At 63.5% G+C, this 15,103-nt stretch carries 14 protein-coding genes; all 14 read left to right on the forward strand.

Translation table 11 applies throughout. The annotated features are described in order from the left end of the window. The first annotated feature begins 54 nt into the window (after nucleotides 1-54). The 14 genes from G5S42_RS02430 to rfaD all read left to right on the forward strand — a co-directional run bounded on the left by G5S42_RS02430 (nucleotide 55) and on the right by rfaD (nucleotide 15,031). Nucleotides 55-660 carry a DUF2059 domain-containing protein gene (locus G5S42_RS02430; RefSeq protein ID WP_176105377.1) on the forward strand — a complete coding sequence of 202 codons (606 nt, stop codon included), beginning with the start codon at nucleotides 55-57 and terminating at the stop codon, nucleotides 658-660. A gap of 206 nt (nucleotides 661-866) precedes the next feature. Beyond that, a complete protein-coding gene (gene serC, locus G5S42_RS02435) occupies nucleotides 867-1,949 on the forward strand; it encodes a 3-phosphoserine/phosphohydroxythreonine transaminase (protein ID WP_176105378.1) in 1,083 nt (360 codons plus the stop codon). A 63-nt stretch (nucleotides 1,950-2,012) separates the two neighbouring features. Beyond that, nucleotides 2,013-3,092 (forward strand): prephenate dehydratase, encoded by a 1,080-nt coding sequence (pheA, locus tag G5S42_RS02440; protein ID WP_176105379.1) that lies wholly within the window; start codon nucleotides 2,013-2,015, stop codon nucleotides 3,090-3,092. Between the two features lie 82 nt (nucleotides 3,093-3,174). Beyond that, the gene (hisC, locus tag G5S42_RS02445) at nucleotides 3,175-4,296 is read left to right on the forward strand and encodes a histidinol-phosphate transaminase (protein WP_176105380.1); all 1,122 of its coding nucleotides are present in this window, start codon (nucleotides 3,175-3,177) and stop codon (nucleotides 4,294-4,296) included. A 61-nt stretch (nucleotides 4,297-4,357) separates the two neighbouring features. Next, nucleotides 4,358-5,299: a prephenate dehydrogenase gene (locus G5S42_RS02450; protein ID WP_176105381.1), complete on the forward strand. Its 942-nt coding sequence runs from the start codon at nucleotides 4,358-4,360 to the stop codon at nucleotides 5,297-5,299. Nucleotides 5,300-5,317: 18 nt separating this feature from the next. Continuing rightward, nucleotides 5,318-6,622, forward strand: a complete 1,305-nt coding sequence (gene aroA / locus G5S42_RS02455; protein ID WP_176105382.1) for a 3-phosphoshikimate 1-carboxyvinyltransferase — start codon at nucleotides 5,318-5,320, stop codon at nucleotides 6,620-6,622. 47 nt (nucleotides 6,623-6,669) lie between these two features. Beyond that, the gene (cmk, locus tag G5S42_RS02460; protein WP_176105383.1) at nucleotides 6,670-7,356 is read left to right on the forward strand and encodes a (d)CMP kinase; all 687 of its coding nucleotides are present in this window, start codon (nucleotides 6,670-6,672) and stop codon (nucleotides 7,354-7,356) included. Between the two features lie 162 nt (nucleotides 7,357-7,518). Beyond that, complete coding sequence (gene rpsA, locus G5S42_RS02465) at nucleotides 7,519-9,252, forward strand: 30S ribosomal protein S1 (protein ID WP_008921410.1); 1,734 nt, start codon at nucleotides 7,519-7,521, stop codon at nucleotides 9,250-9,252. A 21-nt stretch (nucleotides 9,253-9,273) separates the two neighbouring features. Further along, nucleotides 9,274-9,597 carry an integration host factor subunit beta gene (locus G5S42_RS02470; protein ID WP_006050255.1) on the forward strand — a complete coding sequence of 108 codons (324 nt, stop codon included), beginning with the start codon at nucleotides 9,274-9,276 and terminating at the stop codon, nucleotides 9,595-9,597. 301 nt (nucleotides 9,598-9,898) lie between these two features. Further along, a complete protein-coding gene (locus G5S42_RS02475) occupies nucleotides 9,899-10,192 on the forward strand; it encodes a LapA family protein (RefSeq protein ID WP_176105384.1) in 294 nt (97 codons plus the stop codon). A gap of 71 nt (nucleotides 10,193-10,263) precedes the next feature. Then, on the forward strand, nucleotides 10,264-11,439 hold the full coding sequence (lapB, locus tag G5S42_RS02480; protein WP_176105385.1) for a lipopolysaccharide assembly protein LapB: 1,176 nt from the start codon (nucleotides 10,264-10,266) through the stop codon (nucleotides 11,437-11,439). A gap of 126 nt (nucleotides 11,440-11,565) precedes the next feature. Continuing rightward, nucleotides 11,566-12,969, forward strand: coding sequence for a UDP-glucose dehydrogenase family protein (locus G5S42_RS02485; RefSeq protein WP_176105386.1), 1,404 nt, complete (start codon nucleotides 11,566-11,568; stop codon nucleotides 12,967-12,969). After that, entirely contained in the window at nucleotides 12,935-13,942 is a 1,008-nt protein-coding gene (gene rfaE1, locus G5S42_RS02490) for a D-glycero-beta-D-manno-heptose-7-phosphate kinase (RefSeq protein WP_217709831.1), read from the forward strand. Before G5S42_RS02485 ends, rfaE1 begins: the two co-directional genes overlap by 35 nt. 96 nt (nucleotides 13,943-14,038) lie before the next feature. After that, on the forward strand, nucleotides 14,039-15,031 hold the full coding sequence (rfaD, locus tag G5S42_RS02495; protein ID WP_176105387.1) for an ADP-glyceromanno-heptose 6-epimerase: 993 nt from the start codon (nucleotides 14,039-14,041) through the stop codon (nucleotides 15,029-15,031). Nucleotides 15,032-15,103: the final 72 nt, after the last annotated feature.

Below are 15,103 nucleotides of genomic sequence, written 5' to 3' on the forward strand. Positions count from 1 at the left end.
GTACGCTTTCCCGTGCGGCGTGCGGTTCAAGTTAATTTCTCTTAGGGAGTAATGATGCAAAAACGATTCAAACAACTGATGTTGCTGGCTGCCATCGTGCCGACCTTCGCCATGGCTCAAGCGCTGCAGAACCAGGCGCCCGCAGCTCCGGCTGCCGCAGCAGCACCGGTTGATCCGGCCAAGCAAGCTGCCATCAAGGACCTGCTCGACGCCATCGACGCGCAGAAGCTGGTTGGCGCAATCGGCAATAGCGCGCAGATGCAGGCCAAGCAGCTCGTGCCGGCAATCCTGTCGGACGCGCTGACCGAGAACAAGACGATGACGGACAAGCAGAAGCAGGCCGCCGTGCCGACGCTGCAGAAGAACGCGGTGCCGAAGCTGGTGGACGCGGCAGGCCAGGTCTTCGCAACCGACGGCTTCCGTCAGGACGCGATGCAAGCTCAGTACGATGCATACGCGAAGTACTACAGCGTGTCGGAAATCAAGGACCTGACCACGTTCTACAAGAGCCCGACCGGACGCAAGTTTATCCAGGTGCAAGACCAGGTTGGCCGCGACGTCGTGAACGGTCTGATGCAGAAGTACATGCCGGAATCGATCAAGGCAACGCGTGACCAGGCCGACAAGGAAGTCGCATCGGTCAAGCCGGCTGCCAAGTAAATTCCGCTCGCAGGCCGCGCTAATCAGCCGGCCTGTCGCCGCGCCCATTGGGCCACCCGGCGTGGCGGGTTGGCGGCGACAATGCGATAATGGCCGTTTGCGCACTGGCGCAGACGGCCATTTTCTTTTTCGGCGAGCCATTTCGCAGTTCTTTTCGCCGATTCCCGCGCGACTTCGTTATTTCACGCCCGCTTCCAGGACCTCACATGCGCGTTTTTAATTTCTCCGCCGGCCCGGCGGCCATGCCCGTAGAAGTGCTGCGCCAGGCAGCCGACGAGATGCTGAACTGGCAAGGTAGTGGTATGAGCGTGATGGAAATGAGCCATCGCGGCAAGGAATTCATGTCGATCCACGAAGCAGCGCTGACCGATCTGCGCGAGTTGCTGCAGGTGCCGGCAAGTCACCGCATCCTTTTCCTGCAGGGCGGCGGCCTCGGCGAGAACGCGATCGTGCCGATGAACCTGCTCGGCTCGAAACCGCGGGCGGATTTCGTCGTCACCGGCTCGTGGTCGCAGAAATCGTTCAAGGAAGCGGAAAAATACGGCAGCGTGCATCTTGCCGCGACCGGCAAGACGGCCGAGGGCTACACGCGCGCGCCGGCGCGTGCGGAATGGCAACTGTCGGACGATCCGGCTTACGTGCATTTGTGCACCAACGAGACCATTCACGGCGTCGAAACCTTCGAGATTCCCGACCTCGGCGATATTCCGCTCGTGGCGGACGCGTCGTCGCACATCCTTTCGCGCCCGATGGACATCGCCAAATACGGCGTGCTGTTCGGCGGCGCGCAGAAGAATATCGGCATGGCGGGCGTGACGGTCGTGATCGTGCGTGAGGACATGCTCGATCGCGCAATGCCGATTTGCCCATCGGCGTTCGAATGGAAGACCGTCGCCGAGAACAACTCGATGTACAACACGCCGCCCACCTATGCGATCTATATTGCCGGGCTCGTGTTTAAGTGGTTGAAGAACCAGGGCGGCCTCCAGGCGATGGAGGCGCGCAACCTCGAAAAATCGAAGCTGCTGTACGACACGATCGACTCGAGCAGCTTCTATCTGAACAAGGTCGAACGTGGCTCGCGCTCGCGGATGAACGTACCGTTCTTCCTCGCCGACGAGTCGCGCAACGAAGATTTCCTGTCCGGCGCGAAAGCGCGGGGATTGGTGCAGCTAAAGGGCCACAAGTCCGTCGGCGGCATGCGGGCGTCGATTTATAACGCCGTCCCGCTCGAAGGCGTCAAAGCGCTTGTCGAATACATGAAGGAATTCGAACAGCGCAGCGCCTGAGTCACACTGACCGGCAGGCGTGCGCATCTTTTCCAGCAGTTACCCGGCAGAGCCGTTTTACGCATGGACGACGAACTCAATACACGACTCAAACCTCTGCGCGATCGCATCGACGCGCTCGACGCGCAGCTGATCGCGCTCCTGAACCAGCGCGCGTCGGTCGCGCTCGAAGTGGGCGAGATCAAGAAGCATTTCAACGCGCCGGTGTTCCGGCCCGAGCGCGAGATGCAGGTGATCGCGCGCCTGCAGGAAATGAGCGCGGGGCCGCTCGCGGACGAACACATCAGCGCGATCTGGCGCGAGATCATGGCCGCGAGCCGCGCGCTAGAAAAGAGCATCAAGGCCGCGTATCTCGGGCCGGTCGGCACCTATAGCGAACAGGCGATGCACGAGTACTTCGGTCAGTCTATCGAAGGGCTGCCGTGCCCCTCGATCGATGAAGTATTCCGCTCGGTCGAGGCGGGCGCCGCCGACTACGGCGTCGTGCCGGTCGAGAACTCGACCGAAGGCGCGGTGTCGCGCACGCTGGATCTGCTGCTGCAAACCCAGCTGACCATCGGCGGCGAACTCGCATTGCCGATCCATCACAACCTGCTCACGCAAAACGGGCTCGCTGGCGTCACGCGCGTATGCGCGCATGCGCAGGCGCTCGCGCAGTGCCAGCGCTGGCTGTCGACCAATGCGCCGCATCTCGAGCGCCAGGCGGTGTCGAGTAATGCCGAAGCTGCACGGATGGCGGCCGAAGATCCGACTGTCGCGGCCATCGCCGGCGATCGCGCCGCGATCCACTACGGCCTGCAGGTCACCAACGCGCTGATCCAGGATGATCCGCACAACCGCACGCGCTTCGTAATGATCGGCAAGGAGCCGACCGGTCCGAGCGGCTACGACCAGACCTCGCTGATCGTGTCGGTCGCGAACGAACCGGGCGCGATGGTCAAGCTGCTCGAGCCGCTCGCTCGCCACGGCGTGTCGATGACACGTTTCGAATCGCGTCCGGCGCGCGTCGGCACGTGGGAGTACTACTTCTATATCGATGTCGAAGGCCATCGCGACGATCCGGCTGTGGCTGCCGCGCTCGCCGGTCTCGGCGAGAAGGCCGCGTTCCTCAAAATACTCGGCTCATATCCGCGCGCCCGCTAAGGGCTGGCAGCGCAGTCCGGGCGGCGCCGCGTGCGCTGCCCGAACGCAGGTTTCACTTATCCATCGTCGTTCGGAGATTTTCATGACAGCGTCTTTCGGCCCTTCCTATGTGCGCGCGATCGCGCCGTACATCGCCGGCAAGCCGATTTCGGAAGTGGCCCGCGAGTTCGGTCTCGACGAGGCGAGCATCGTGAAGCTCGCATCGAACGAGAATCCGCTCGGCATGCCGGAATCCGCGCAGCACGCGATGGCGCAGGCGATCGCCGATCTTGGCCGTTATCCGGACTCGAACGGTTTCGAGTTGAAGGCGGCGCTCGCCGCGCGCTACGGTGTGCCGGCTGAGTGGATCACCCTCGGTAACGGCAGCAACGACATCCTCGAACTCGCCGCGCACGCGTTCGTCGAGAAGGGCCAGGCGGTCGTGTTCTCGCAGTATTCGTTCGCGGTCTATGCGCTCGCGACGCAAGGCGTCGGCGCGCGCGCCATCGTCGTGCCGGCGGTGCGCTATGGTCACGACCTCGACGCGATGCTCGCCGCAATCGACAACGACACGCGTCTCGTGTTCGTCGCGAATCCGAACAATCCGACCGGCACGTTCGTCGACGGCCCGACGCTCGAGGCGTTTCTCGACAAGGTGCCGCGCCACGTGGCCGTCGTGCTCGACGAGGCGTACACCGAGTATCTGTCGGCGGACAAACGCTATGACTCCATTGACTGGGTGCGCCGCTATCCGAACCTGCTGGTTTCGCGTACGTTCTCGAAGGCGTTCGGGCTTGCGGGCTTGCGCATCGGTTTCGCGATCGCGCAGCCCGGGTTGACCGATTTGCTGAATCGACTGCGTCAACCGTTTAACGTAAATACGCTCGCGCAAGCCGCGGCGATCGCGGCACTGAACGACAGCGCGTTTCTGCAGAAAAGCGCGGCGCTGAACGCGCAGGGCTATACGCTTCTGACAGAGGCGTTCGACAAGCTTGGCCTCGAATACGTGCCGTCCGAAGGCAACTTTGTGCTCGTGCGCGTTGGCAGCGACGACAAAGCCGGCGCCCGCGTGAACCTTGCGCTGCTGAAGCAGGCCGTGATCGTGCGACCGGTCGACAGCTACGGCTTGCCGCAGTGGCTGCGCATCACGATCGGCTTGCCGGAGGAAAACGAAGCGTTCCTCGCGGCGCTCGAAAAGACGCTTGCCGAGCCTGACGCAGCGTAAGCCTTGATCCTTGACCCCGCGCGTCGACCGGCAGGAGTGGCGCGCTTAATGTCCGTATTGTGTGAGCGACGTGGCCGCGTTTTCCTTTAACAAGCTGGTGATTTTCGGTGTTGGCCTGATCGGCGGATCGCTCGCGCGCGCGTTGCGTGAACGCGGCGAGGCTGGCGGGGCACGCATGGTGGTTGGGGTCGGACGGACCTCCGCGTCGAGCGAACGGGCGTTGGCGCTTGGTGTGATCGACGGCGCCGCGGCGCTCACCGACGACGCCGCGCTGCGCGGCGCGCTCGCGGGCGCGGACTTCGTGCTGCTCGCGGCGCCGGTCGCGCAGACCCAGCCGTTGCTCGAGCGCATCGCGCCCCATCTCGACGCCAACACGATCGTCACCGATGCGGGCAGCACCAAGTCCGACGTGGTCGCCGCCGCCCGCACGGCGCTCGGCGCCCGGATCGGCCAGTTCGTGCCGGGCCATCCGATCGCCGGTCGCGAGTCCAGCGGGGTCGATGCCGCGTTGCCCGATCTGTACGTGAACCGCAACGTCGTGCTGTGCCCGCTGCCCGAGAATACGCCGGACGCGGTCGAGCGCGTCGCGGCGATGTGGCGCGCCACCGGCGCATTGGTGCGGGACATGACGCCGCAGCAGCACGACCGCGTGTTCGCGTCGGTCAGTCATCTGCCGCACGTGCTGTCGTTCGCGCTCGTCGAGCAGATCCTCAATTCGCCCGACGCTGCGTTGAAGTTCTCGTTCGCGGCGGGCGGTTTTCGCGACTTCACGCGCATCGCCGCGTCGAGTCCGGAGATGTGGCGCGACGTCTGTGTCGCCAATCGCGTGGCGCTGCTCGACGAACTCGACGCGTACACCGCGGTACTCGCGCGCCTGCGCACGGCGATCGAAGCCGGCGACGGCGCCGCGCTCGAAGCCGTGTTCGCGCGCTCGCGCGTCGCACGCAGTCAGTGGCAGGAGCAGCGCGCGGCTGGCGTGGCCAGCGGCGACGCGTCGAAATAACCGGAAACTGGACACATCATGGAATTCCTCGATCTCGGACCTTTTTCCCGTGCGTCCGGCACGGTTCGTCTGCCCGGCTCGAAGAGCATCTCGAACCGCGTGCTGCTGCTCGCCGCGCTCGCCGAAGGCGAGACGACGATCACGAACCTGCTCGACTCCGACGACACCCGCGTGATGCTCGACGCGCTCGAAAAGCTCGGCGTACGTTTGAAGCGCGACGGCGACACCTGCGTCGTGACCGGCACGCGCGGCGCGTTCACCGCGCGCACGGCCGACCTGTTCCTCGGCAATGCTGGCACGGCGGTGCGCCCGCTGACCGCGGCGCTCGCCGTGAACGGCGGCGACTACCGGATTCACGGCGTGCCGCGCATGCATGAACGGCCGATCGGCGATCTCGTCGACGGCCTGCGCCAGATCGGCGCGAAGATCGACTACGAGCAGAACGAAGGCTATCCGCCGCTGCGCATCCGTCCCGCCCAGATAACGGCCGACGCGCCGATCCGCGTACGCGGCGACGTGTCGAGCCAGTTCCTGACCTCGCTGCTGATGACGCTGCCGCTGTTGCGCACCGCGACCGGCGTCACCACCGTGCAGGTCGACGGCGAACTGATCTCGAAGCCGTACATCGAGATCACGATCAAGCTGATGGCGCGCTTCGGCATTGAGGTCGAGCGCCACGGCTGGCACCAGTTCGTGGTGCCGGCCGGGAAGCGGTATCAGTCGCCGGGCACGATCATGGTGGAAGGGGATGCGTCGTCGGCGTCGTATTTCCTCGCCGCGGGCGCACTCGGCGGCGGGCCCCTCAGAGTCGAAGGCGTGGGCCGCGCGAGCATCCAGGGCGACGTCGGATTTGCCGATGCGCTGATCAAGATGGGCGCGAACCTGCAGATGGGCGACGACTGGATTGAAGTGCGTGGCGTCGGCAACGACCACGGCAAGCTCGATCCGATCGACATGGACTTCAACCTGATCCCCGATGCCGCGATGACGATCGCGGTCGCCGCGCTGTTCGCGGACGGCACGAGCACGCTGCGCAACATCGCGAGCTGGCGCGTGAAGGAAACCGACCGCATCGCCGCAATGGCGACCGAGCTGCGCAAAGTCGGTGCGAAGGTGCAGGAAGGCGAAGATTTCCTCGTCGTCACGCCACCCGAAAAGCTGATCCCGAATGCCGCGATCGACACTTACGACGACCACCGCATGGCGATGTGCTTCTCGCTCGTGAGCTTGGGCGGTGTGCCGATCCGCATCAACGACCCGAGGTGCGTCGCCAAGACGTTCCCCGATTATTTCGAGCGCTTTACGGCGCTCACACAACCCTGATGCAACCCGGATTCGCGTGCGAATCGCCCGATGTGCGACATTTTTAGATGAAACCGACTCGTCCCTTTCACCAGACGCCCGTCATTACGATCGACGGCCCTAGTGCCTCCGGCAAAGGCACTGTGGCCGCGATGGTGGCCGCCAACCTCGGCTTTCACCTGCTCGACAGCGGCGCGCTGTATCGGCTCGCGGCGCTCGCGAGCCTGCGCTATAGCATTGCGGCGGACGACGTCGACGCACTTGTCAACCTGATCGATGACCTCCATATCACGTTTCGCGAGGGGCTCGCGCAGCTTGACGGGGTCGATGTATCGACCGAAATCCGCGCCGAGGAAGTGGGCAGCCGCGCTTCGGCGATCGCCGTGCATGCGCCGGTGCGAACCGCGCTGGTGGCGCGCCAGCGGGCGTTTCGCAAGGAACCGGGACTGGTCGCCGACGGCCGCGACATGGGCACCGTGATCTTCCAGGACGCCGCGCTGAAGGTGTTCATGACCGCGAGCGTCGAGGCCCGCGCGATGCGCCGGCATAAGCAATTGATCCAAAAAGGATTTTCTGCTAATATAGATGACTTGCTCCGGGATTTGCGTGAGCGTGACGAGCGTGACAGTCAGCGCGCGGCCGCGCCGCTCAAGCCCGCGGCGGATGCAAAGCTGCTTGATACCTCCGCATTGTCGGTCGACCAGGCGGTCGAGCAGGTGGTGCAATGGTATGAAGCGCTGGTCCCGCATGCGTGACTGAAAACGGTCGCGCAGAAGTGGCCAGCAGCGGCAGTCCCGTTGTTGGTAGGTGCTTCGCAATGGTCGCGAAGCGTTGTTTTTAACCCTTTAACCCCGCGTGGCGTTCGCGTATATGCCGCAGTTGCTGACCGGTCCGGTGAGCCAGGCGTTGCGAAGACCATGCAAACTCTGATTTTTATGTCCGACCTGCAAACCTCTACCCCGAATACCGAATCTTTTGCGGCTCTGTTCGAAGAGTCGCTGACCAAGCAGGACATGCGCGCTGGCGAAGTAATCTCCGCCGAAGTCGTGCGTGTCGACCACAACTTCGTGGTCGTGAACGCTGGTCTGAAGTCCGAAGCCTACATCCCGCTCGAAGAGTTCCTGAACGACGCGGGCGAGGTAGAAGTGCAGGCGGGCGACTTCGTTTCCGTCGCGATCGACGCGCTGGAAAACGGCTATGGCGACACCATCCTGTCGCGTGACAAGGCGAAGCGTCTGGCTTCGTGGTTGTCGCTGGAAAAGGCGCTGGACAACAACGAACTCGTGACCGGCACGATCACGGGCAAGGTCAAGGGCGGTATGACCGTGATGGTCAACGGCATCCGCGCGTTCCTGCCGGGTTCGCTGGTTGATACGCGTCCGGTCAAGGACACGACCCCGTACGAAGGCAAGACCCTCGAATTCCGCGTCATCAAGCTCGACCGCAAGCGTAACAACGTCGTGCTGTCGCGCCGCGCTGTCATCGAGGCAACGCAAGGCGAGGAGCGCGCGAAGCTGCTCGAAACGCTGAAGGAAGGCGCGATCGTCGAAGGCGTGGTCAAGAACATCACCGACTACGGCGCGTTCGTGGACCTCGGCGGCATCGACGGCCTGCTGCACATTACCGACATCGCATGGCGTCGCGTGCGTCACCCGAGCGAAGTTCTGTCGGTTGGCCAGGAAGTCACCGCGAAGATCCTCAAGTTCGACCAGGAAAAGAACCGCGTTTCGCTCGGTATCAAGCAACTGGGCGACGATCCGTGGGAAGGCATCTCGCGCCGTTACCCGTCGGGCACGCGTCTGTTCGGTAAGGTCACGAACATCACCGACTACGGCGCATTCGTCGAAGTGGAATCGGGCATTGAAGGCCTCGTCCACGTGTCGGAAATGGACTGGACCAACAAGAACGTTGCTCCGTCGAAGGTTGTCCAGTTGGGCGACGAAGTCGAAGTGATGGTTCTCGAAATCGACGAAGACCGCCGTCGTATCAGCCTCGGCATGAAGCAGTGCAAGCCGAACCCGTGGGACGACTTCAGCCGCAACTTCAAGAAGGGCGACAAGATCAGCGGCGCCATCAAGTCGATCACCGACTTTGGCGTGTTCATCGGTCTGCCGGGCGGCATCGACGGTCTGGTTCACCTGTCGGATCTGTCGTGGAGCGAAACCGGCGAGGAAGCCGTTCGCAAGTACAAGAAGGGCGACGAAGTGGAAGCGATCGTTCTCGGCATCGACGTCGAGAAGGAACGTATTTCACTGGGTATCAAGCAGCTCGAAGGTGACCCGTTCAGCAACTATGTTGCAATGAACGACAAGGGTTCCGTCGTCGACGGTACCGTCAAGTCGGTCGACGCGAAGGGTGCCGTGGTCCAGCTGTCGGGCGAAGTCGAAGGCTACCTGCGTGCTTCGGAAATCGCCCAAGACCGCGTGGAAGACGCTCGCAACGTGCTGAAGGAAGGCGACAAGGTCAACGCGATGATCATCAACATCGATCGCAAGTCGCGCGGCATCAACCTGTCGATCAAGGCGAAGGACTCGGCTGAGCAGCAGGAAGCCATCCGCGGTCTCGCTGCTTCGGATTCGAGCGCAGCCGCTACCGGCACGACGAACCTCGGCGCGCTGCTGAAGGCCAAGCTCGACGGCCAGAACCAGTAAGCCTGAGAGGTCTGCTGCAGTATGACCAAATCGGAATTGGTCGCCCAGCTGGCTACGCGATTTCCGCAACTTGTTCTCAAGGATGCGGATTTCGCGGTGAAGACGATGCTTGATGCGATGTCGGAGGCGCTTGCCAAAGGTCATCGCATCGAAATTCGTGGCTTCGGCAGCTTCGGCCTCAACCGCCGTCCCTCCCGCGTCGGACGCAATCCGAAGTCGGGCGAGAAGGTGCTGGTACCCGAGAAGTACGTACCGCACTTCAAGCCGGGCAAGGAATTGCGCGAGCGGGTCGATCGTCGCGCGGGCGAGCCGCTGAAGGCCGAGGAGCCGGATGACGACCTTTAATGACTCCGCTGTATGTGTATGTTGCAGCGTGGCATAGCTAGCGTCAGCGGCCAAGGCCAGTCGGCAAAAGACCAGGAAAAGCGCCTTCGGGCGCTTTTTTTTCGTCCATCATTTGAGAAGTCGCGCCTTCCGCTGCGGCCTTTGCATTTCGCGAATGGCCCGTAAGTCCGGCATCCCGCCACTTGCTGCCCAGCCGCGAGGGCATCCATTACAATACGGGTCACTTCGGCGCGGGCAACACCGTGGCGCGACGCGTCATCAAGCCGGCGTCATCCCGCAACTGCCGTGAAGAGATCTATTCATGAAATTTATCGTCTGGCTGATCCGTGTGCTGGTGTTCGTGCTGCTGCTCGTGCTCGCGCTCTCCAACACGCAACCCGCTACGCTGAATTTCCTCGCCGGCTACGTCTGGTCGGCGCCTCTGATTCTGATCGGCCTCGCGTTTTTCGTGATCGGCTTGCTCGCCGGGCTCGTGTCGGCGATGCCGGCCGTCGTGCGTCTGCGCATGGAGAATAGCCGGCTCAGGCGCGAGTTGCGCGTGGCGCGCGAGACTCCCGCCGTGGTAGAGCAGCCGCCGATGCCGCCGCTGATTTGAGCTGTCTTGCGCCGTGCGTGCTCCGAGCGCGGCTTTTCGTTTTCGCTTTTCCGCACATTTGCATTAATCGCATGGATCTAGACTTCTGGTGGCTGCTGGTCATACCCGTCGCGTTCGCGTTCGGCTGGATGGCGGCGCGCTACGACCTCAAGACGCTGCTGTCCGAAAGCGCCAACCTGCCGCGGTCGTATTTTCGCGGCCTGAACTTCCTTCTCAACGAGCAGCCCGACCAGGCGATCGATGCATTCATCGAAGTCGTCAAGCTCGACCCTGAAACGGTCGAATTGCATTTCGCGCTCGGCAATCTGTTCCGCCGGCGCGGCGAAACGGACCGCGCGATTCGCGTGCATCAAAATCTGCTGAGCCGCGCGGACCTGCCGGTCAACGAGCGCGATCACGCGCTGTACGAACTCGGCCAGGACTTCCTGAAAGCGGGTCTGCTCGACCGTGCCGAAGAAACGTTCCGCTCGCTGCAAGCGGGCGATTACGCGCTGGGTGCTCAACGCGCGCTGTTGACGATCTACGAGATCGAGAAAGACTGGGTCAAGTCGATAGATACCGCGCGCCACCTCGAAACGATGGGCGCACCGTCCCTCGACAAGGAAATCGCGCAGTTCCACTGCGAACTTGCGCAGGAAGCGCTGCAGCAGAAGAAACCGGACGAGGCACGTCATCAGCTCGGGCTCGCGCTGAAGGCGAACCCGACCAACGTGCGCGCGACGATCCTGTTCGGCGATGTCGACGCGGCCGGCGGCGCGCCGGAAGCGGCGATTGGGCAATGGCGCCGCGTCGAGGAGCAGAACCCCGCGTATCTGCCGCTCGTCGCCGAGAAGATCATGAAAGCATATGAAGTGCTCGGCCGCGCGCAGGAGGGCGCCGATCTGCTGACCACGTGGGTCGACCGTCATCCGAGCAACGATCTGCTCGACGTTGCGTATCAGCACGTCGCATCGCTGCGCGGCGCCGATGCTGCGCATGCGCTCGCGCGCACGCAGATGCAGAAGTCGCCGAATCTGGCCGGCATGACGCGTCTGCTCGAAGCGCAGCAGGCCGTCGCCGAAGAGCCGCGGCGCGGCGAGCTCGAACTAATGCGCACACTGATCCGCCAGCGCACCAAGAATCTGCCACGCTATACGTGCCAGAATTGTGGTTTCAGGGCCCGGCTTTTCTACTGGCAGTGCCCGGGATGCAGCGGTTGGGAAACCTATGCGCCGCGCCGCGTCGAGCCAATTGCCGCGCCGAACTGACGCCGCATGCGCGGCGGTGGCCGCGTCGGCGTACATTGGCGCGCAATCGCCCCGCGAATTTCGCAACGAGTTTATCGCCGGCCTCACGAGCGGCATTCATCACCGGAACCATCTACCGGACAGCGTATGAAAATCACCATTATCGGCACCGGCTATGTGGGCCTTGTCACCGGCGCGTGTCTCGCCGAAATCGGCAACGACGTCTTCTGTCTCGACGTCGATCAGCGCAAGATCGACATCCTCAACAAAGGCGGCGTGCCGATTCACGAACCGGGCTTGCAGGAGATGATCGCCCGCACGCGCGCGGCCGGCCGCATCACGTTCTCGACCGATGTCGCGGCGAGCGTCGCGCACGGCGACGTGCAGTTCATCGCGGTCGGCACGCCGCCCGACGAAGACGGCTCCGCCGACCTGCAATACGTGCTCGAGGCCGCGCGCAACATCGGCCGCACGATGAACGGCTTCAAGGTGATCGTCGACAAATCGACGGTGCCGGTCGGCACCGCGCAACGCGTGCGCGCGGTGATCAACGAAGAGCTCGCGTTGCGCGGGCTCGCCGGCAGCGCGCAGCATCGCTTCTCGGTCGTGTCGAACCCCGAGTTCCTGAAGGAAGGCGCGGCCGTCGACGACTTCATGCGCCCCGACCGTATCGTGATCGGTATCGACGAAGACGAATCGGGCGCGCGCGCGCGCGAAATGATGAAGCGTCTGTACGCGCCGTTCAACCGCAACCACGAACGCACGCTGTACATGGACGTGCGCTCGGCCGAGTTCACCAAGTACGCGGCCAACGCGATGCTCGCGACGCGCATCTCGTTCATGAACGAGATGTCGAATCTCGCGGACAAGGTCGGCGCCGACATCGAGGCGGTGCGCCGCGGCATCGGTTCAGATCCGCGCATCGGCTATCACTTCCTGTACGCGGGCTGCGGCTATGGCGGCTCGTGCTTCCCGAAGGACGTGCAGGCGTTGATTCGCACCGCGAGCGAGAGCGGCCACAACCTGCGCATTCTCGAGGCGGTCGAGGAAGTGAACGACCAGCAGAAGGACGTGCTCGTGAACAAGATCGCCGCGAAGCTCGGCGAGGATCTGAGGGGCCGCACGTTCGCGGTGTGGGGCCTCGCGTTCAAACCGAATACCGACGATATGCGCGAGGCGCCGAGCCGTCGCGTGATCGGCGAGCTGCTCGCGCGCGGCGCGAACGTGCGCGCGTACGATCCGGTCGCCGTGACCGAGGCGCAGCGCGTGTTCGCGATGGATCTGCACGCGGCGCCCGAGCAGCTCGCACGTCTCACGTTCACGAGCGCACAGGACGAAACGCTGACCGGCGCCGACGCGCTCGTGATCGTGACCGAATGGAAGGAGTTCAAGAGTCCTGATTTCGTGCATCTGAAATCGGTGCTGAAGACACCGCTGATTTTCGACGGCCGCAATCTGTACGAACCGGACGCGATGATCGAGCTCGGGATCGACTACCACGCCATTGGACGCCCCTATGCCCAACCCTCTGAACTTCCGGCCGATGCCTGAGGCCATGCCCGCGGCGCCCGCGTCCACCACGGCGCAGAAGCTCACGTTCGTGCCGCGCGGGCAGCTCAATGCGGCGCGCGTGCTGGTGGTCGGCGACGTGATGCTCGACCGGTACTGGTTCGGCGACGTCAACCGCATCTCTCCGGAGGCGCCCGTGCCGGTCGTGCACGTGCAGCGCCAGGAAGATCGCCTGGGCGGCGCGGCGAACGTCGCGCGCAACGCGGTCGCGCTCGGCGCGCAAGCGGGTCTGTTGTGCGTGGTCGGTCATGACGAGCCCGGCGAGCGCATCGTGCAGTTGCTCGACGAAAGCGGCGTGACACCGCATCTCGAACGCGATCCGGCCTTGCTGACGACGATCAAGCTGCGCGTGCTGTCGCGTCAGCAGCAACTGCTGCGAGTCGATTTCGAAAACTCGCCGGCGCATGAAGTGCTGCTAGCGGGGCTTGCGCGTTTCGATGAGCTGCTGCCGTCGCACGACGTGATCCTGATGTCCGACTACGCGAAGGGCGGCCTCACGCATGTCACGCAAATGATCGCGAAGGCGCACGCGGCCGGCAAACCGGTGCTCGTCGATCCGAAGGGCGACGACTGGGAGCGCTATCGCGGCGCGACGCTGATCACGCCGAATCGCGCGGAATTGCGCGAGGTCGTCGGACAGTGGAAGTCGGAGGAAGACCTGATCGCGCGTGTCACGAAGCTGCGCGCCGAACTCCAGTTCAAGGCGCTGCTGCTGACGCGCTCGGAGGAGGGCATGACGCTGTTTGCCGACGATGGCATCCTGCACGCGTCGGCCGTTGCGCGCGAAGTGTATGATGTGTCGGGCGCGGGCGACACCGTGATCGCAACGCTTGCCGCGATGCTCGGCGCGGGTCTTTCTCTCGTCGACGCAGTCGGGCTCGCGAATCGCGCGGCCGGCATCGTGGTCGGCAAACTCGGCACCGCCACCGTCGACTACGACGAACTCTTCTCCTGATGCAGCCCGCGGGGCTGCCGTCGTCCGACGGACCAGCGGACCCCGCGGCGTTGACTGAACGAAGCTCACTACAAAGCTCACTACGGCAGGATCATCATGACCGTCATCGTCACCGGCGCGGCCGGTTTTATCGGCAGCAATCTCGTGAAGGCGCTCAACGAGCGCGGCGAACAACGCATCATCGCGGTCGATAACCTCACGCGCGCGGACAAGTTCAGGAATCTGGTTGATTGCGAAATCGACGACTATCTCGACAAAACCGAATTCGTCGATCGCTTCAGGCGCGGCGACTTCGGCAAGGTGCGCGCGATTTTCCATGAAGGCGCCTGCTCGGACACGATGGAAACCGACGGCCGCTACATGATGGACAACAACTACCGCTATAGCCGCGACGTGCTCGACATCTGTCTCGCGCAGGACGTCCAGTTCCTGTATGCGTCGTCGGCGGCGACGTATGGCGGCTCGAGCCGCTTCGTCGAGGAGCGCGAGCTCGAGCAGCCGCTCAACGTGTACGGCTATTCGAAGTTCCTGTTCGACCAGGTGATTCGCCGCGTGCTGCCCACGGCGAAAAGCCAGATCGTGGGCTTCCGTTATTTCAACGTGTATGGTCCGCGCGAAACGCATAAGGCGCGCATGGCATCGGTCGCGTTTCACAACTTCAATCAGTTCCGCGCCGAGGGCAAGGTCAAGCTGTTCGGCGAATACAACGGCTATCCGGCTGGTGAGCAGACGCGCGATTTCATCTCCGTCGAAGACGTCGTCAAGGTCAATCTGTTCTTCTTCGATCATCCGGAGAAGTCGGGCATTTTCAATCTCGGCACCGGCCGCGCGCAGCCGTTCAACGACATCGCGAGCACCGTGGTCAACACGCTGCGCGCGCTGAACAACGAGCCGGCGCTCTCGCTCGCGGATCAGGTGCAGCGCGGACTGATCGAATACATTCCGTTCCCCGACGCGCTGCGCGGCAAGTACCAGTGCTTCACGCAGGCCGATCAGTCGAAGCTGCGCGCGGCCGGCTACGACGCGCCGTTTCTGAGCGTGCAGGAAGGTGTCGATCGTTACGTGCGTTGGCTGTTCGGCCAGGTGTAATTAGTACGCCGTCCTCTTTAAACTGGAATCTCCTGGCCGGTGATGGTCGCCGGTCAGTGGCAACAGGGAGAT

The sequence above is a fragment of the Paraburkholderia youngii genome (genome assembly GCF_013366925.1).
Taxonomy (GTDB): Bacteria; Pseudomonadota; Gammaproteobacteria; order Burkholderiales; family Burkholderiaceae; genus Paraburkholderia; species Paraburkholderia youngii.